This is a genomic window from Methylobacterium segetis (genome assembly GCF_004348265.1).
GTDB classification, from domain to species: Bacteria; Pseudomonadota; Alphaproteobacteria; order Rhizobiales; family Beijerinckiaceae; genus Methylobacterium; species Methylobacterium segetis.
The window spans coordinates 31,596-48,207 of sequence record NZ_SMNT01000017.1; the positions used below are offsets into that span (position 1 = coordinate 31,596).

The window sequence follows — 16,612 nt, forward strand, 5'->3', positions numbered from 1 at the left end:
GCTCATGCGGCCTGACGGCCTCCGTCCTTCGGCTCGGTGACGAGGCGGCGGAAGGCCGCCTCCAGGCTCTCGCCCTCGCTGCCGATGCTGCCCGCCTGTCCGCGGGCGACGATGCGGCCGCGGTGCAGCACCACGGCGTCGTCGCCCGGCTCGATCTCCTCGAAGATGTGGGTGGCCCAGAGCACGGAGAGGCCCTCCTCCCGAACGAGCGCGCGCACGATGGCGACGATGTCGGCCCGGGACTCGAGGTCGAGGCCGACGGTGGGCTCGTCGAGCAGCAGAAGGCTCGGCCCATGCACCAGGGAGCGGGCGATCTCGATGCGGCGCGACTGGCCGCCCGAGAGGGTGCGCACCTTGTCGTCCCGCCGGTCGGAGAGGCCGACCCGGTCGAGGAGTGTCGCGATCCGCTCGCGCGCGGCCCTGCGGCCGATGCCGTGCAGGCTCGCGTGGTAGTGGAGATTCTGTGCGACCGTCAGGTCGGTGTCGAGGGTGCGGGCCTGGAACACGACGCCGAGGCGCGCGAGCGCCCGCGACGGCTCCCGATCGAGCCCGTGCCCGAAGATCGAGACCCGCCCGTCCTGGTTGTTGTAGAGCCGCGTGATCACCGAGAAGAGCGTCGTCTTGCCCGCGCCGTTCGGCCCGAGCAGCGCCATGAACCGGCCCCGCTCGACACGGATCGAGACGTCGGACAGCGCCGCCCGCGCGCCGAAGCGGTGGCTCACCTGCGCGACGTCGAGGGCCGGCGCCGCCTCCCGCCCCCCCGTCACTTCCCCAGCGCCCGCTTGGCATCGGAGACGGCCTCGACGCACTCGTCGAACTCGCCCTCCCCCTGCTCGCGCTCGGCGACGCGCAGGGCCTTCTTGGCCTTGGCGGCGGCGGGCTCCGCCGGGTTCTGGGCGAGAGCCGTTTTGATGGCCGCGATGCCCTCGGTGCAGGCGGCCTTGTCGTCGGCGAGCGCCGGAGCGGCGGCGAGACAGCCCGCGAGGGCGAGACAGGTAAGGCGCATGCGGGGCTCCTACTTCACCGAGATCGTGCCGGTCATGCCCTTCGACTCCAGGCCGCGGGCCTCCCACTTGTACTCGCCCGGCTTGATGGCCACGAACTCGATCGCGATCTCGCCCGGATCGTCGAATTCCAGGTGGTCCGGCGGACCGCCGCCATGGATCTCCAGGTGGTTGATGACGATCTGGTTCAGCCAGATGTACCGGAAGAACTCCGGCGCATAGAATTTGTATTCCTGCCGCCCCTTGGCGACGATGCGCAGCCGATAGGCCTTGCCGGCCTCGAGCTCGATGTCCTTGTTCTCGACGACGAAGTCGTTGCCTTCCTCGTTGCCGAGCACGAGGTCGGGCAGGTTCTGGCGCTTCTTCGTCAGGTCGAGGGCGAGCGCCGGCCCCGCCGCGAGAAGGCCCGCGAGGCCGAGGGCCGCGAGCCGGAATGTCCGCTTCATCGTGTCCGTTCCTCCCCTGCCGCCTCGGGCGGCGTCCCGTCCCCGTCCTGCCCGGAGCCGCGGCTATTGCGGCGAGACCGCCACGCCCCAGGGCAGCAGCCCGACGGGACTGCTCTTGACGACCTTGCCCGCCTCGACATCGATCACCGAGACATCGTTCGATGTGCCGTTGGTGGTGAACAGGAGCTTCTGGTCCGGCGTGAAGGCGAGCTGCCAGACCCGCTGACCGACCGGCAGGTACTTCTCGACCTCGTAGGTCTTGGTGTTGATCACCGCGACGCGGTTGGCCGGGCCGAGAGCCACGAAGGCCTTCGCGCCGTCCTTGGTGATGCGGATGCCGACGGGCTGGATCGCCTCGTCGTTCACGCTCGGGATCTTGAAGCTGATCTTCTTCACGACGCGCCGCGAGGCCACGTCGATGACGCTGACCGTTCCGCCGACCTCGGCCGAGACCCAGAGGAACTTCCCGTCCGTCGTGAACTCGGCGAAGCGCGGGCGCGCGTCGACGAGCACGTTGTCGATCACCTGGAAGGTTTTGGTGTCGATGAAATGGGCCATGTTGGTGGTCTCGGAGGTGTTGACCAGCACCTTCCCGTCCGGCGAGAGGCCCATTCCCTCCGGCTCGACGCCGACCGGCACCTCGGCCAGGATCTTGTTCTTCTCGATGTCGATGACCGTGACCTGGCTGTCGTCCTCGTTGGCGACGTAGAGGGGATTGCCGTCGGGCGCGAGGATGAACTGCTCAGGGTCCGGGCCGGAGCGGAGCGAGCGCACCACCTTGCCGCTCGCGGTGTCGAGCACGTCGATCCGGTCGTCGTCGCTCGCGCAGACGAACAGCTCCTTGCCGTCCTTGCTCGTGGTCACGCCCCGCGGGCGGCGCCCGACCTTCCACGTTCCGGTCACGGCGAGCGTGCTCGTGTCGATGACGCTGACCGAATTGCCCTTCTCGTTCGTGACGTAGACCGTGTAGGCCTCTGCCGAACCCGAGGCCGCGAGCAGGACGGCCGCCAGGGCCGCAACGCTCACACCCGCCTTGACGCAGCGGCTCATAGGATCTCCTCCCCTGGCGCCCGCCGTCTTCGGACGGGCGATTGCGCGCGATTGTAGTGCGTTCCCCGCAGGTTGCGAGGCTCGGAGCCGGCCAGGACCCGATCACGATTGCCGCAGGGCCGCGGGAATCGCCGCCTATCTGAACTTGCAGGCGGTCTCTGGCAGGTCGATGCCGAGCGTGTCCAGGGGCGTGCGCTGGTGAAGGTAGCCGGCCTCCGGCGAAACCGAGACCACCGCCTTCGGCTGCACGACGATGAGCGGCTGGCGCAGCTGGTGGTCCCAGGGGCGGTAGGTGAGGGAGACGCCCTTGTAGGCGGGGAGGCTGAAGGCCGGATCGGTGAGGAAGGGGCCGATCAGGGCGGCATCGTTCGTCTTCTTCGCCGTCACGGCGTCGCCGACCGTGCGGATCGCTGCCCAGGCCTGGTAGTCGAGCGGGCGCATCAGGCGGCCTGCCAGACGCCGGAAGCGGTTCTGCGCCTGCGCGGCGCCCCAGGTCTCCAGCGTCGGGTGCCAGGTCGTCGCGATCAGACCCTGCGTGCCGCCGACGGGGCGCGGATCCACCGTCTTGTAGGGCACGTAGTCGCCCCAGTCGCCCGCCTCGTCGGCCACGATCGCCATGTCGTAGTCGATGCCCCGGGTGAACACCATGGCCTCCGCCCGGGTCGGGGTGTCACCGCGGGCGCGGGCGAGCGGGCCGAAGGTCCAGGGCTTCTCCGCCTGGATCTTGAGGGCGAATTTCCGGGCGGAGTTCTTCCAGGCCTCCGCGTAGAGCCTGTCCCCCTCGTTGGGCCCGACGATCAGGAAGAGCTTGCGCCAGCGCATGAAGGTGAGGAAGTGCGCGAGCGCGTCCGTCTGCATCGCCCGGCTCGGGACGACGTGGAAGACGTTCTGGCGGCACTCCGCCCCGCGCAGGGAATCGTCGGGGGCGGCCGCGTTGAACACGAGGGCGCCGTCCGCCTTCACGGCGTCGGAGACCGCCAGCACCTCGGCCGCGGGCAGCGCCAGGACGAGGTACTTCACGCCCTTTCCGACGAGTCCCTTCGCGGCCTCGACGGCGCTCGGTCCCCCCTCCGCGAGCACGACCTCGTCGAGGGCGTAGGTCTGCTTGGTGAAACGGCCTGTCGTGTTGTTGTCCTGGATGCCCATCCGGGCGCCGGCGACACCCTCGTCCTCCGGCACGGCCTCGGCGTCGTAGGAGGCGGGCGCGGGCTGCGGCCGGTAGAGGATGCCGATGCGCGTCTCGATCGTCTGCGGGGGAGGCGGTGCGCCCGGTTCCTGCGCGCGCGCCGGCCCGGGACCGAGAGGTCCCGCGAGCGACAGGGCGAGGACGGCGAGGAGAGAGCGGGAGGGAACGCGCATGCGGGCGGCACGCTAGCAATATTGTCCCCGCGCACTCAACGGTGGAAGCATAAGGGAAACCTAAGGGGCCGGCTCCGTGCCGCGCGGGCGCTTGAGGGCCTCGGCGTCCTGTCGCGGGCCTCGGCCGTTGCCAAATCCTCCTCCCGCCCGAGGTGTAGGGCCGGGCGCGGCCGGTTGCGGCAGCCGGCGCGCCGCTTCCCCATCCCGGGCCGCCCGCACGAGACCGACGATCATGTCCCGACGCGCCCCCGCCCTTTCGGCCCTCCTCCTGCCCCTCGCGCTCGCCGCGGCGCCCGCCTGGGCCGCGCCCGAGCAGGCGGCGATCTTCACGATCGAGCTGCTCGATCCCGGCGTCGTCGGAGGCCGCAAGCCGCGCCCCGACGAGACCCGCAAGCTCGCCCTCGTGACGGAGGAATTGCGCAAGGCGCTCCAGGCCAATGGGTCGTTGGAACCGGTCGATGTCGGCCCCCAATCGGCCGAGATCGCCAAGCAGGCGCCGCTCTACAAATGCGAGGGCTGCGCGGCAGGCATTGCCAAGACGCTGGGTGCGGACCTCGCCGTGACCGGCTATGTGGAGAAGGGGTCGAACCAGATCTTCAACCTGAACGTCGTCATCAGTGACGCGGCCACTGGCAAGGTCGTGCGCGGCGGGCAGGTGGTGATCCGGGCCGATACCGACGATACCTGGGCCCACGCCATGCGTTGGGTCGTCAAGAACCGGCTCCTCGCCGAGCCGCTGCCGAACCGGTCCTGAAGGCCCTGTTGAGCGAAGATCCGAAGCGCGCCGTGTCGAATCCGTCCCTGCCCTCCCCCGCCGCGCCGCGCCTCCTCGTCAGCGTGCGCGACGCCGACGAGGCCGGGCTGGCGGCGGGCGCCGGGGCCGACCTCGTTGATGCGAAGGATCCGGATCGCGGCGCCCTCGGGGCTCTCCCGGAGGCGCGCATCGCGGCGATCCTCGCGGCGGTGAAGGGTCGCGCCGCCACCAGCGCGGTGGCCGGCGAGCCTGCGGGCGCGGCGGATCTCGCCCGGTGCGTGTCGGCCCTGTCCGGGACGAGTGCCGACTTCCTCAAGGTGGCGGTGCCGCCGGACCTGAGGCGAAGCCCGGCTGCGCTCGCCGCCGTGGCGGGCGCCGCGCCGGGGCGCCTCATCGCCGTGCTCTTCGCCGAGGAGGGGGTCGCACCGGGGGATCCGGCGGCCTTCGCGGCGGCGGGCTTCGTCGGCGCGATGATCGACACCGCGAGCAAGGACGGGCGGCGCCTGACCGATATCCTGGCGCCCGCCACCCTCTCCGCCTTCTGCGCCGGCTGCCGGGCGCAGGGTCTCCTCGCCGGGCTGGCCGGCTCGCTCAGGATCGAGGACATCGCGGGGCTCGCCGTTCACCGGCCGGATTATCTCGGCTTCCGGGGCGGCCTCTGCCGGGGCGGGGACCGGCGGGGCGCGCTCGACGCCGCCCGCATCGGCGACGCCGTCGCGGCGCTGCGGGCGCTCGGCCGGCGGGACGCCGCGTGAGCGCGCCCGCCCTCAGCGTGGTCAAGCTCGGCGGGAGCCTGCTCGGCGACCGGGCGCGCCTGCGCGCCATCCTCGCCGGCCTCGCCGCGGGGGCGGAAGGGCCCTGCATCGTGGTGCCCGGCGGCGGCCCCTTCGCCGACGCGGTGCGCCGGGAGCAGGCCTCCGCGGGCTTCGACGACGCCACCGCGCACCGCCTCGCCCTTGATGCCATGGGCCGCATGAGCGATCACCTCCGGAGCCTCGAGACGTTGATCGCGATCATCCGGAATCCGGCCGAGGCCGCGCGCCGCGCCCGCGCCGGAGGGCTGCCCGTCTGGGATCCGGCGGACCTCCGGTCCGGCCGTCCCGACATCCCCGAATGCTGGTCCGTCACCTCGGACAGCCTCGCCCTCTGGCTCGCGGCCGAGACGGGAGCGGAGCGCTGCCTCCTCGTGAAGGCGGCCCCCTGCCCGCCCGGGGCGAGCCCGACGGAACTGGCCCGGCTCGGCCTCGTCGACGCCGCCTTCCCCGACTTCGCCGCTCGCTACGCCGGCCGCATCGTCGTGCGGGGCGCCGACGAGGCCACGCGCCCGAGGCGGGCCGCGTGAGCGCGCCCGAGCAGGGCGCCCGCGAGCACCTCGTCTTCGTGACGGGCAAGCTCGCGCGGGCGCGGCTGGAGAAGGTCGCCGCGAGCCTGCCCGCCGACCGCTTCGCCTGGACGATCGCGGATGCCGGCGTGAAGGTCGCCGCGCTGATGACGGAGGAGATCATCCGCCGCCGGGTCCGGATCCCGGAGGGTGCGACCCGCATCGTCCTGCCCGGCCGCTGCCGGGCGAACCCGGAGGCGCTGAGCCGGCATTTCGGCGTGCCGGTCGAGCGCGGGCCCGACGAGATCGTGGACCTGCCGGCCCATCTCGGGCTCGCCGGCCGCACGGTCGACCTGTCGCGGCACGACCTGCGCATCTTCTCCGAGATCGTCGACGCCTCGAAGATGAGCCCCGACGAGATCCTGGCGAAGGGCCTCGACCTCGCCCGGCGCGGCGCGGACGTGATCGACCTCGGCGGCCTGCCGGACACCGCCTTCCCGCATCTGGAGGAGAGCGTCCGCCTCCTGAAAGGGGCCGGGCTGAGGGTCAGCGTCGATTCCTTCTCCCTCGACGAGCTGCGGCGGGGCGCCGGGGCGGGGGCCGACTACCTCCTCAGCCTCAACGAGGAGACCCTCGACCTCGCCTTCGAGACCGACGCGGTGCCGGTCCTCGTGCCGATGCGCCCCGACGACCTGCCCTCCCTCGACCGGGCCATCGAGCGGATGGAGCGGGCGGGCCGCCCCTACATGGCCGACCCGATCCTGGAGCCGATCCATTTCGGCTTCGTCGATTCGATCGCTCGCTACCGGGAGGTGCGCGCCCGCTACCCCGGCATCGAGATGATGATGGGCACCGGCAACCTGACGGAGCTCACGGAAGCCGACAGCCTCGGCGTCACCGCGCTCCTCCTCGGCATGTGCTCGGAACTCGCGATCCGCAACGTCCTGATCGTGCAGGTCTCGAACCACACGCGCCGCACCGTCGAGGAGCACGACGCGGCCCGGCGCGTCATGTACGCGGCCAAGGCCGATGCCGCCCTGCCCAAGGGCTACGGCCGGGCACTTCTGGCACTTCACGACAAGCGCCCCTTCGTGCAGACACCCGACGAGATCGCGGGCCTCGCCGCCGAGGTGCGCGATCCGAATTACCGGATCGCGGTCGCCGAGGACGGGATCCACGTCTACAACCGCGACATCCACAGGGTCGGCACCGACGCCATGGCCTTCTTCCCGGACCTCAACGTGGAGAGCGACGGCGCCCACGCCTTCTACCTGGGAGCCGAGCTCGCCAAGGCCGAGACGGCGTTCCGGCTCGGCAAGCGCTACGTGCAGGACGAGCCCCTGCGCTGGGGCTCGGCCGCCGACGACGAGGCCGAGGACACCACCGCCTTCAAGAAGGCCGGCCACACGAAGCATTCGGGCCCCGGCGGGCCGCCACCCGGCACGCGGGACGCCGCGACTGTGCCGACGGAGGCCGGCGCCGAGCCGCCCGAGACGGTGGAGCCCGAGACGGCCCGGGCCGAGGCCGAGGGCGTCGCCGCGACGCCGGCCGAGCGGCCGGCGCGGATCGTCTGCGGCAAGCTCGTGCCGGCGGACGAGGCCTGATCGATGCCGCTGATCCTCGAGACCATCGTGACGACGCTCTCGCCCGCGGGCGAATTGCACCTCGTGCCCTTCGGGCTGATCGAGGACGGCGCGGACTGGATCCTCGCCCCCTTCCGGCCCTCGCCCACGATCCTCAACCTCGACGCGAACCCCGTCTTCGCGGCCTCCTCCCCGCGCGACGTGCGCGTCATCGCGGGCTGCGTCACCGGCCGGCGCGACTGGCCGGTCGTGCCCTGCGCCGAGATCCGCGGGATGCGGCTCGCCGACAGCTTCGCCCATGCCGAGCTCGCGGTCGTCTCGGTCGAGGACGACGCGACGCGCCCGCGCTATCGGGGGCGCGTCCTGCGCCAAGAGAGCCACGCCCCCTTCCTCGGCTTCAACCGCGCCCAGAGCGCGGTTCTGGAGGCGGCCATCCTCTCGACGCGCCTCCACATGCTGGAGCCGGAGAAGGTCCTCTCCGAGATGCGCTATCTCGCCATCGCGATATCCAAGACAGCCGGGCCCCGCGAGCGCGAGGCCTGGGGCTGGATCGAGGACAAGGTCTCGGCCGCCCTCGGCACCGACCGAATCCTCGCAAACCCCGACGCCGCCTGAGAAAAGCGGCGCGTGAAGGAGACAGGGACCCCATGAAGATGCTGGCACTCGCGACGGCGGCGGCGCTCGCCGTCGTGTCGTTCTCCGCCGAGGCCCACGGGCCGACGCGCCGGAAGATCTCCGAGAGCGTCGAGATCAACGCCCCCGCCGACAAGGTCTGGGCGGTCGTCGGCAATTTCCAGGACATGAGCTGGCTGCCGCCGGTCGAGAAGACGGAAGGAACGGGCGGCAACGAGGCCAAGGCGACCCGCACCCTGACCCTGAAGGGCGGCGCCACGGTGGTCGAGGAGCTGTCGAAGTACTCCGCCGACAAGAAGAGCTACTCGTACCGGATCGACAAGGTCGACGTGAAGACCCTGCCCGTGAACGACTATTCCTCGACGATCGAGGTCGAGGATGCGGGCGGCAAGTCCAAGGTCACTTGGAAGGGCGCCTTCTACCGCGGCTACATGAACAACGATCCGCCGCCCGAGCTGAACGACGAGAACTCCGAGAAGGCCGTGCGCGGCCTCTACCGGACCGGCCTCGATGCCCTGAAGGCCAAGGTCGAGAAGGGCTCGTAGGCCCCGTGCCACGCCTCGCCAGGGCGGGAGGCCGGCTGCGCGCCGGCCTCTCGGGCCTCGCCCTTCTCGCCGCCCTCTTCGCCACCCTCTTCGACCCCCTGCCCGCCGGCGCGGCCGAGGCGGTGGTGACGGTGCAGGGCGCCAACGCCGTCGAGATCCTCGATCTCGACGCGGGCACGGTGGCGGCGCGCATCCCCGTGCCGGGCTCGCCCGCCGGCATCGCCCTCTCGCCGGACCGCCGGATCGCCTACGTGACGCGGCCGGACGGGCCGGGCCTCGCCATCCTCGACCTCGACGCGCGCAGGGTCACCGGCACGCTGCCCCTGCCCGGCGGCCCGCTCGGCATCGCCTGCAACCCGCGCTCAGGCGCCGTCTACGTCGCCGATTGGTACGGCAAGCGGCTCTTCGTGCTGGTGCCGAAGGAGGGCACGCTGGTGCCGGACGGCGAGATCGCGGTCGGCGCCTCGCCCTCCGGCATCGCGGTGACGCCGGACGGGGCCACCCTGCTCGTGGCCAACCGCGAGGCCGACACGGTCTCGGTGATCGACGCAGCGAGCCGGCGCGAGACGAAGGCCATCCCGGTCGGCAAGCACCCGTTCGGCATCACCCTCGATCCGGATGGAAAGCGCGCCTACACGGCCAACGTCCTCTCGGACGACGTCTCCGTGATCGACCTCGCGGAGGGGCGCGAGATCGGCCGGGTGAAGACGGGGGAGCGCCCCTACGTGGTGGCGCTGGCCAGGGGCCGCGGCTTCGTCACCGACCAGTACACGGCGAGCGTGACCGTGTTCGACCTCGCGAGCCTGGAGCGCCTGGCGGCGATCGACGTCGGCGACCACCCCGAGGGCATCGCGGCAAGCCGCGACGGCACCCGGCTCTACGTGGCGAATTGGGGCGCCAACACGGTGAGCGTGATCGATTCCGGAACGCTCAGTGTCACGAAGGAGATCGCGGTGGGCGACGGGCCGAGGGCGTTCGGGGACTTTCTGCGGTAGGAGCCGGCCTGCGGGACGGGGCGAAGCTGCGCCGAGAGGCGCTCGGCCCGGCTCCGACAGGTATCGAACGCGCGCCCCCTCGCGCGTTCGGGAGAGGTCGAGTCCGCGGCACGCAGACCGGGTGAGGGATCAGGTCTTTCCGGAGACGTCACACCCCTCACCCCAACCCTCTCCCGAACGGGAGAGGGGGCGCGTCGTGCCTTCGCATGCGTGCGCGCCCGATCCCTCAGAGCGCCACGCCGGCCCGCTCGAAATCCCCGATCTTCTCCGGCGAGAAGCCCTGGCGCCACTCGGCTTCCCGCCCGGGCTCCGGCAGGATGCGGCCGAACTCGATCATCTGCTCGGCGGCGATGTCCTGGACGTAGACCCAGATGTCCTCGCGCCCGATTCCGGCCGCCGCCCCGACGCGGGCGCCGACCGCCTCGATCAGGGCGCGCTTCTGCTCGGCCGTGCGCCCGGCCCTGATGAGCCCGTGGACGAAGACGTGCGGGACCCCGTTCGGCTGACCGCCGATGAAGTGCAGGCCCGCTGCCGCCGCCTCGAAGAAGACCTGCGCGAGATAGCCCGGCGCGCCGGTCGCCTCGCTGTGCGCGTCCGTGATCGCCGTCGCGATCTGCTGCCGTTGCCCCGCGGTGAGGTCGAGATGGGAGGTCTTGACGGTGTAGGTCGGCATGGCTGTGCTCTCCTCGACGGGCGTCCCGGTCCGCGATGCGGACACGGTGCCGTCGCTCCGGCCGCGTCCGGGCCTGCGCCGATCGAGAGCCGGGTCGCGACGGCGCGAGACTGGAGCATGCCCGCTCCGGATTCCGCAACGGGTCGGCCGCGCAGCGCACCGGCAAGGCCGGAGGGCCCGGGGGCGGTGCGGTGCGGCCGCTCCGCTCGGCTACGCAGCGCGCCAAGCTGTGCTATAGAATGCAACGGAGGGGCGCGCGCCTCTAAGCCGTGGGAGGCGGCGGATCTTGAGCAACCGCCACGAGCACGACCGCATCGACGCCGAGATCTCCAGGATCTCGAAGAGTTCGGATCCCTTCGTTGCTGCCGTCCGGGCGACGCGGATGCCGATGATCATCACCGACCCGAACAAGCCCGACAATCCGATCGTCTTCGTCAATGACGCGTTCTCGAAACTCACCGGTTACGCGCGCGCCGAGATCCTGGGCAACAATTGCCGCTTCCTGCAGGGGCCGGAAACCGATCACCGGGACGTCGCCAGGATCCGCGATGCGATCGAGCGGCGTGTTCCGATCGAGATCGAGCTGCTGAACCACAAGAAGAGCGGCGAGGTCTTCTGGAACAGGCTGCTGATCTCGCCCGTCTTCGATGACGATGGCGCGCTGACCTATTTCTTCGCCTCCCAGTTCGACGTGACGCTGGAGCGCGACCGGATGGTGCGCCTCCAACGCGACCGGGACGCCCTGGAGCAGGAAGTGGAGCGCCGCGCGAGCGACCTCCGCCACAGCGAGGACCGCCTGCGCTTCATGCTCAAGGCGGGCCGGTTCGGCACCTGGACGCTCGATCTCGCCGACCGGCGGCTGGTCGCCTCCGACATGTGCAAGCGGAATTTCGGTCGCTCGGGGCGGGACCCGTTCACCTACGAGGATCTCACCGCCGCCATCGTGCCGGAGGACCGCGCACGGATGGAGGCGGCCGTGGCGTCCTCGATCGAGGAGCAGGCGGATTACGACATCGAGTACCGCATCCGCACGCCGCAGGGCGAGATCCGCTGGCTGCAGATCCGGGGCCAGACCTACTATCACGCCGACGGTTCGCCCCTGAGCATGGCCGGCGTCTCGATCGACATCACCGAGCGCAAGCGCGGCGAGGAACACCGGGCGCTATTGGCGGACGAACTCAACCACCGGGTCAAGAACTCGATGGCGACGATGCAGTCGATCGCCCACCAGACCCTGCGCAACGCCTCTTCGCTGGACGAGGCGCGGGACACGCTCGACGCCCGTCTGCAATCCCTGTCGGCCGCCCACGACGTGCTGACGCGCGAGAGCTGGGAGGGGGCGACGCTGGCGGAGATCGTGGACAGTGCCCTCAAACCGTTCCAGTCCGGCGGCGGCCGACGGTTCCATGCGGGCGGGCCCGACCTCCGCCTGCCGCCCCGGCTCGCGCTGGCCTTCGTCATGGCCCTGCACGAGCTCGCGACGAATGCGGTGAAGTACGGCGCCCTCTCGAACGACACGGGCCGCGTCATCCTCAACTGGGACGTGGTGGACGGGTCGAAGCCGGACCGCCTGTGGCTGCGCTGGGAGGAACTCGGTGGGCCGCCGGTCACGCCGCCGAGCCGGACGGGGTTCGGCTCGCGCCTGATCGAGCGGGCGCTGGCCGCCGAGCTAGGGGGCACGGCCGAGATCGACTACCGGCCGCGCGGCGTCGTGTTCACGGTGGAAGCGCCCCTGCCGGAGCGGTAGGACATCTCCTTCGGCCGGGCACGATCCAGGCGCCGGCCCACCAACGAACCCGAGGCGAGGTCCCGACCATGGCCGGTGCCATGCTCACCACCCCCGTTCTGCCGCACGAGGCGGGCCGCCGCGCGCCGCCGGCGCCCGTCACGCTCCGGCAGGCCCTGCCGGTCTGGGCGCGGATCGCGGCCCTCTCCTTCGGCGGCCCGGCCGGGCAGATCGCGGTGATGCACCGCGTCCTCGTCGAGGAGAAGCGCTGGGTCTCCGAGAGCCGCTTCCTGCACGCGCTGAACTTCTGCACTCTCCTGCCCGGCCCGGAGGCGCAGCAGCTCGCCACCTATATCGGCTGGCTGATGCACGGCACCCGCGGCGGCCTCGTCGCGGGCGGCCTGTTCGTGCTGCCCGGCCTCGTCGCCATCATGGGCCTGAGCTGGATCTACGCCCTCTACGGCAATGTCGGCCTCGTCGCCGGCCTGTTCTTCGGGCTCAAGGCCGCCATCCTCGCCATCGTCGCGCAGGCGGTTCTGCGCATCGGCCGCAAGGCGCTGAAGGGGCCCGTCATGGCGGCGCTCGCGGCCGCCTCCTTCGTCGGCATCTTCGTCCTCGACGTGCCCTTCCCCGTCATCGTCCTCGCGGCCGGATTGATCGGCTATCTCGGAGGTCGCGCGGGCCTGCCCCAGTTCCGGGCCGGCGGCCACGGCGATGCGGCCCGGGACGACGGCGGCCCCTACCTCCTCGGCGACGCGGAGCTCGCGCGGGAGCGGGCCTCGCACGGGCACGCGCTGCGGGTTCTCGGTGTCTGGGGCGCGCTGTGGCTGGCGCCCGTCCTCGCGCTGCTCGCCCTGCTCGGGCCCGGCGACGTCTTCTCCGAGATCGCGGTGTTCTTCTCGAAGATGGCGATGGTCACCTTCGGCGGCGCCTACGCCGTGCTCTCCTACGTCGCCCAGCAGGCGGTGGAGCATTACGGCTGGCTGAGGCCCGGCGAGATGCTCGACGGGCTCGGCATGGCCGAGACCACGCCGGGCCCGCTCATCATGGTCACGCAGTTCGTGGGCTTCCTCGCGGCCTACCGGGCGCCCGGCTCGCTCCCGGCGCTGGTCGCCGGCACGCTCGGGGGCCTGCTCACGACCTGGGTGACCTTCGTGCCCTGCTTCCTCTGGATCTTCCTCGGGGCCCCCTACATCGAGCGGCTGCGGGGCAACCGGGCGCTGGCCGGGGCGCTCTCGGCGATCACGGCGGCGGTGGTCGGCGTGATCCTCAACCTCGCGGTCTGGTTCGCGGTGCACACGATCTTCGCGGAGGTGCGCCCCTTCGCGGCCGGCCCGATCCGCCTCGACGTGCCGGTGCCGGCGAGCCTCGATCCCTGGGCGCTCGTGCTGGCGCTCGCCGCCTTCGTCGCGGTCTTTGGCTTCAAGGCCGGCATGATCGCGACCCTCCTCGCCTGCTCGGCCGCCGGCATGGCCCTGCACCTCGCCGGATGGGTCTGACGGCCGCCTCCCCGCGCCGCCGCCGGCTCCCGTCCCGCGACCGGGGCTAGGTGGCGGATCCGTTGAACACGAGGCGGGTGCCCGTGTAGGCGCGCACCAGAGCCTTGGGCATCTCGGTCTTGGCGATCTCGTAGAAGGTCTCGCCCGTGCAGTGGAGCGGCACCACGAAGTCGGGCCCGATGTCCTTCAGGGTCGCGATCGTCTGGCGGACGTAGTCGGGCGGGTAGGGGGCGAGGTGGAAGCCCCCGATCACCGCGTGCACCTTCTCGATGCCGGACACGGCCTGTGCCTGCCGGATGGCGTTGACCACGCCCCGGTGGCTGCAGGAGGTCAGGATCACGAGGCCGTGCCCCTTCAGGTTGAAGGCGGTGGCGATCTCGTGCCGGAACTGGTCCGGGATCAGCCCCTGGCCGCCCTCGTCCTGCGCCTGGCCGCCCGGGTAGCAGCCCGAGCCGTGCGCGAAGCCGAGCTTCATCGCGCTCGGCGAGAGCAAAGTCTCGAAGCTGCGCTGATCGATCTGGCCCGAGGTGAAGCCGTGATCCGCCACCAGGGCCGGGCGCTCCGTCGAGGTGACGGCGAGGTTCGCCGCCTTGAGGGCCTCGCGATCGATGACGCCGAAATCACCCTTGACCGGAGGCGCCGTCCAGGTGCGGGCGCAGAAGCAATCCTCGCCCCCGACATGGAACGGAAGCCCGGGCCTGAGCTGCCCCCGGGCCTGGCCGAGGAAGCCGGCGAGCCCGCCGAAATGGTCGTAATGGCCGTGGCTGAGCACGAGCGCGTCGATCTCGGAGGGCTGCACGCCGAGGAGCGAGAGGTTGTTGTTGAGCGCCTCCGGCGTGAAGCCGAAATCCACCAGGGTCCGGCGGGTCTCCTCGCCGCGCCGCGAGGTGACGTGCATCGAGAGGCCGAACTCGCTCACCAGGGTGCGGCCCGGCGGACGATCCGGGGCGATGCCCCAGCCGAAATGCTCGACCGAGAGCCCGTCGAGCTTGCGGCCCGGCGCCACCGCGAACTGGTAGCTGTCGGTGACGATCCGCACGGCGACGGCGTCGAGTTCCGGCACCGGCCCCGCCACGGCCTCGGCGAGAGCCGGGCTCGCATCGCCGAGGAGGCCGCCCAGCAGCAGGCTCAGGGCCGCGGCCCCGCCGCCGCAGAGGAGGTCCCGCCGCGCCGGGTCGTCGCAGGTGATGCGCGGGCGCTCGCTGCGTCGAGAGGGGCCGCGCGATGATGATCGGGGATCGACTGAGACAGCCATGGCAACCTCCCGCTGCAGGTCGAAATGCCGACCGAAAGCAGGGGCGCGGGACGGGACGAGCGTGGAGGCGCGTCTCATCGGGCGTCCGAAGCGCGAAGTCTCGCATGGAGCTCGACGGTCGGCAAGCAAGGCGATGTCGGCCGGCGCCTAGCGAGAGGACAGGCGGACGCCCGCAATCTCCGACCGGCGGGCGGTCTCGGGCCCGGGACGCCCGCCGAGACAAATTCGCAACAGGCCGCGGGCGGCGTGTCGCCCGCCTCCACCAGCCGTTGCGCGCACGCGGCCCCGCCGTGGCATAGAGGGGACGTGACGCCTCAGGACACCGCCATCCCCTCGATGCGGCAGCTTCGCCTCTCCGACACCGATGCGGTCTGGGCCTGTCCCCTGCTCCGCGGCGCCTCCGTCGCGATCCGGCCCTCCCTGCGGGAGGCCGAGGCGTTCTGGCGCGCGGCGGTGGCGGCCGGAGCCTGCACGCTCTTCCAGAGCTACGAGTGGCTCTCCGCTTGGCAGGAGACGGTCGGCCGGTGCGAGGGGGTGATGCCCTGCATCGTCGAGGTCTCCGGAGCTGACGGAACGCCCTTGCTGCTCCTGCCTCTGGGGATCTACCGGGGCGCCCACGGCCGGGCCCTGCAATTCCTCGGCGGATACTCGACCGACTACAACGCGCCCGTCATCGACCGGCGCCTCGCGGCCGGGATCGAACCCGGCGACGCCCGGCAGCTCTGGGCCGTCATCCTCGATCTCCTGCCCTCCGTCGATCTCGTCTGGCTGCAGCGCCTGCCGCTCACGGTGGACGGCGTGCCCAATCCGCTCGGCGCGCTGCCGAACCTCCGGCACGCGCAGGATGCCTACGCCGCGACGCTGCCGGCGACCTACGAGGCCTTCGCGAAGGCCCGCAGCACCCAGTTCTTCAGCCAGAACCGGCGCAAGCGGCGGAAATTGGAGGGGGCGGGCGCGGTCGAGATCGTGCTCGCCGAAGAGGCGGCCGAACGCGCCGAGATCGTCCGATTCCTCCTCGACCACAAGTCGCGCTGGCAGGTGGCCTCCGGCCTCCCGAACACGCTTGGCGCGCCCGCCCAGCGGGCGCTCTACGAGCGGCTGACGGAGGGACGCTTCGCCGAGGGCGGCGTCCTGGTGGCCGGGCTTCGCGTCGACGGCGAGTGGGTAGCGGCCCTGTGGGGCACGATCTTCCGCGGAAGCTTCGCGATGATCCTCACGACCTACCGCGAGGATTGGGCTCCCTTCTCCGTCGGGCGCCTCCTGATGGAGAGAGTGATCCAGGCGTGCATCGCCCGCGGAGACCTGACCCTGTTCGACCTGACGGTCGGCGAGGAGGGCTACAAGGCGCACTGGTCCGACCGGACAACGCCGCTCTACGAAATCCTGGCGGCACGATCGCTGCGCGGCCGCCTGTATCTTGTCGCGCGCAGCCTGCACAGACGCTGGAAGCGGGTCGACCCCCGCGCGAAGCGGGCCGAGCGGGTCGCGCCGGCCGACACGGGGCGGGCCTGACCGCTGACCGGCAAGCCCGCGACATCCGTCCGCCTGAGGCCCAGCGGAGCGAGATCGCGACAGATCATGCGCAATCCGCTCAGCGAATAGCAGACGTTGTGTTCGCACGAAACGTCCGAGATGTCCTTCTTCCGGGTGGAAAAACAGCGGCTTGTGCTGCAAAGTTGATCGAGCAGTCCGACGCGTTGCTTGTTTTTATCTTTTCCAGTCGAGTTCTGCCGGGCTGCGCGCACCTCGCGACCTTCAAGGGAGGCGAG

17 protein-coding genes are annotated in these 16,612 nt (G+C 71.5%); 10 read left to right on the plus strand and 7 right to left on the minus strand.

Going from position 1 to position 16,612, the window contains the following annotated elements; genetic code table 11:
• Positions 1-2 precede the first annotated feature (2 nt).
• The 5 genes from E1J50_RS06555 to E1J50_RS06575 all read right to left on the minus strand — a co-directional run bounded on the left by E1J50_RS06555 (position 3) and on the right by E1J50_RS06575 (position 3,859).
• The gene (locus tag E1J50_RS06555; protein WP_132251634.1) at positions 3-767 is read right to left on the minus strand and encodes an ABC transporter ATP-binding protein; all 765 of its coding nucleotides are present in this window, start codon (positions 765-767) and stop codon (positions 3-5) included.
• The gene (locus E1J50_RS06560) at positions 764-1,006 is read right to left on the minus strand and encodes a hypothetical protein (protein ID WP_132251636.1); all 243 of its coding nucleotides are present in this window, start codon (positions 1,004-1,006) and stop codon (positions 764-766) included. Before E1J50_RS06560 ends, E1J50_RS06555 begins: the two co-directional genes overlap by 4 nt.
• A gap of 9 nt (positions 1,007-1,015) precedes the next feature.
• Positions 1,016-1,450 (minus strand): cupredoxin domain-containing protein, encoded by a 435-nt coding sequence (locus E1J50_RS06565; protein WP_132251638.1) that lies wholly within the window; start codon positions 1,448-1,450, stop codon positions 1,016-1,018.
• 63 nt (positions 1,451-1,513) lie between these two features.
• On the minus strand, positions 1,514-2,500 hold the full coding sequence (locus E1J50_RS06570; protein WP_132251640.1) for a YVTN family beta-propeller repeat protein: 987 nt from the start codon (positions 2,498-2,500) through the stop codon (positions 1,514-1,516).
• A gap of 135 nt (positions 2,501-2,635) precedes the next feature.
• The gene (locus tag E1J50_RS06575) at positions 2,636-3,859 is read right to left on the minus strand and encodes an ABC transporter substrate-binding protein (protein WP_132251642.1); all 1,224 of its coding nucleotides are present in this window, start codon (positions 3,857-3,859) and stop codon (positions 2,636-2,638) included.
• Between the two features lie 232 nt (positions 3,860-4,091).
• On the opposite strand from E1J50_RS06575, the gene E1J50_RS06580 reads away from it, so the two are divergent.
• The 7 genes from E1J50_RS06580 to E1J50_RS06610 are packed head-to-tail and all read left to right on the plus strand — an operon-like array spanning position 4,092 to position 9,690.
• Positions 4,092-4,613 (plus strand): DUF3280 domain-containing protein, encoded by a 522-nt coding sequence (locus E1J50_RS06580; RefSeq protein WP_132251644.1) that lies wholly within the window; start codon positions 4,092-4,094, stop codon positions 4,611-4,613.
• A 32-nt stretch (positions 4,614-4,645) separates the two neighbouring features.
• Positions 4,646-5,368, plus strand: a complete 723-nt coding sequence (locus tag E1J50_RS06585) for a (5-formylfuran-3-yl)methyl phosphate synthase (protein WP_132251646.1) — start codon at positions 4,646-4,648, stop codon at positions 5,366-5,368.
• On the plus strand, positions 5,365-5,955 hold the full coding sequence (locus E1J50_RS06590) for an amino acid kinase family protein (protein WP_132251648.1): 591 nt from the start codon (positions 5,365-5,367) through the stop codon (positions 5,953-5,955). The genes E1J50_RS06585 and E1J50_RS06590 overlap by 4 nt, the downstream gene beginning before the upstream one ends.
• The gene (locus E1J50_RS06595) at positions 5,952-7,538 is read left to right on the plus strand and encodes a DUF6513 domain-containing protein (protein ID WP_132251650.1); all 1,587 of its coding nucleotides are present in this window, start codon (positions 5,952-5,954) and stop codon (positions 7,536-7,538) included. Before E1J50_RS06590 ends, E1J50_RS06595 begins: the two co-directional genes overlap by 4 nt.
• 3 nt (positions 7,539-7,541) lie before the next feature.
• A complete protein-coding gene (locus E1J50_RS06600) occupies positions 7,542-8,132 on the plus strand; it encodes a DUF447 domain-containing protein (RefSeq protein WP_132251653.1) in 591 nt (196 codons plus the stop codon).
• Positions 8,133-8,164: 32 nt separating this feature from the next.
• On the plus strand, positions 8,165-8,695 hold the full coding sequence (locus E1J50_RS06605; protein WP_132251655.1) for an SRPBCC family protein: 531 nt from the start codon (positions 8,165-8,167) through the stop codon (positions 8,693-8,695).
• A gap of 35 nt (positions 8,696-8,730) precedes the next feature.
• Positions 8,731-9,690: a YncE family protein gene (locus E1J50_RS06610; RefSeq protein ID WP_132251707.1), complete on the plus strand. Its 960-nt coding sequence runs from the start codon at positions 8,731-8,733 to the stop codon at positions 9,688-9,690.
• 226 nt (positions 9,691-9,916) lie between these two features.
• Here E1J50_RS06610 and E1J50_RS06615 read toward each other — a convergent pair whose 3' ends face one another.
• Positions 9,917-10,363 (minus strand): tautomerase family protein, encoded by a 447-nt coding sequence (locus E1J50_RS06615; RefSeq protein WP_132251657.1) that lies wholly within the window; start codon positions 10,361-10,363, stop codon positions 9,917-9,919.
• 286 nt (positions 10,364-10,649) lie between these two features.
• Between E1J50_RS06615 and E1J50_RS06620 the strand changes: the two genes are divergently transcribed.
• Together E1J50_RS06620 and chrA are read left to right on the plus strand one after the other, a co-directional pair.
• Positions 10,650-12,110 (plus strand): HWE histidine kinase domain-containing protein, encoded by a 1,461-nt coding sequence (locus tag E1J50_RS06620; RefSeq protein ID WP_132251659.1) that lies wholly within the window; start codon positions 10,650-10,652, stop codon positions 12,108-12,110.
• A 68-nt stretch (positions 12,111-12,178) separates the two neighbouring features.
• Complete coding sequence (gene chrA, locus E1J50_RS06625) at positions 12,179-13,588, plus strand: chromate efflux transporter (RefSeq protein ID WP_425374914.1); 1,410 nt, start codon at positions 12,179-12,181, stop codon at positions 13,586-13,588.
• 46 nt (positions 13,589-13,634) lie between these two features.
• On the opposite strand, the gene E1J50_RS06630 is transcribed toward chrA, so the two are convergent.
• Positions 13,635-14,843 carry an MBL fold metallo-hydrolase gene (locus E1J50_RS06630; RefSeq protein WP_132251662.1) on the minus strand — a complete coding sequence of 403 codons (1,209 nt, stop codon included), beginning with the start codon at positions 14,841-14,843 and terminating at the stop codon, positions 13,635-13,637.
• A 336-nt stretch (positions 14,844-15,179) separates the two neighbouring features.
• Here E1J50_RS06630 and E1J50_RS06635 point away from each other — a divergent pair, with 336 nt between their 5' ends.
• Positions 15,180-16,355, plus strand: a complete 1,176-nt coding sequence (locus E1J50_RS06635; protein WP_165937801.1) for a GNAT family N-acetyltransferase — start codon at positions 15,180-15,182, stop codon at positions 16,353-16,355.
• Positions 16,356-16,612: the final 257 nt, after the last annotated feature.

What these genes read in the sequence shown, in the direction of transcription:
- E1J50_RS06560 (WP_132251636.1), bottom strand. Translation starts at nt 1,006, where the DNA reads ATGCGCCTTACCTGTCTCGCCCTCGCGGGCTGTCTCGCCGCCGCTCCG.
- E1J50_RS06565 (WP_132251638.1), bottom strand. Translation starts at nt 1,450, where the DNA reads ATGAAGCGGACATTCCGGCTCGCGGCCCTCGGCCTCGCGGGCCTTCTC.
- E1J50_RS06570 (WP_132251640.1), bottom strand. Translation starts at nt 2,500, where the DNA reads ATGAGCCGCTGCGTCAAGGCGGGTGTGAGCGTTGCGGCCCTGGCGGCC.
- E1J50_RS06575 (WP_132251642.1), bottom strand. Translation starts at nt 3,859, where the DNA reads ATGCGCGTTCCCTCCCGCTCTCTCCTCGCCGTCCTCGCCCTGTCGCTC.
- E1J50_RS06580 (WP_132251644.1), top strand. Translation starts at nt 4,092, where the DNA reads ATGTCCCGACGCGCCCCCGCCCTTTCGGCCCTCCTCCTGCCCCTCGCG.
- E1J50_RS06600 (WP_132251653.1), top strand. Translation starts at nt 7,542, where the DNA reads ATGCCGCTGATCCTCGAGACCATCGTGACGACGCTCTCGCCCGCGGGC.
- E1J50_RS06605 (WP_132251655.1), top strand. Translation starts at nt 8,165, where the DNA reads ATGAAGATGCTGGCACTCGCGACGGCGGCGGCGCTCGCCGTCGTGTCG.
- E1J50_RS06615 (WP_132251657.1), bottom strand. Translation starts at nt 10,363, where the DNA reads ATGCCGACCTACACCGTCAAGACCTCCCATCTCGACCTCACCGCGGGG.
- chrA (WP_425374914.1), top strand. Translation starts at nt 12,179, where the DNA reads ATGGCCGGTGCCATGCTCACCACCCCCGTTCTGCCGCACGAGGCGGGC.
- E1J50_RS06630 (WP_132251662.1), bottom strand. Translation starts at nt 14,843, where the DNA reads ATGGCTGTCTCAGTCGATCCCCGATCATCATCGCGCGGCCCCTCTCGA.
- E1J50_RS06635 (WP_165937801.1), top strand. Translation starts at nt 15,180, where the DNA reads ATGCGGCAGCTTCGCCTCTCCGACACCGATGCGGTCTGGGCCTGTCCC.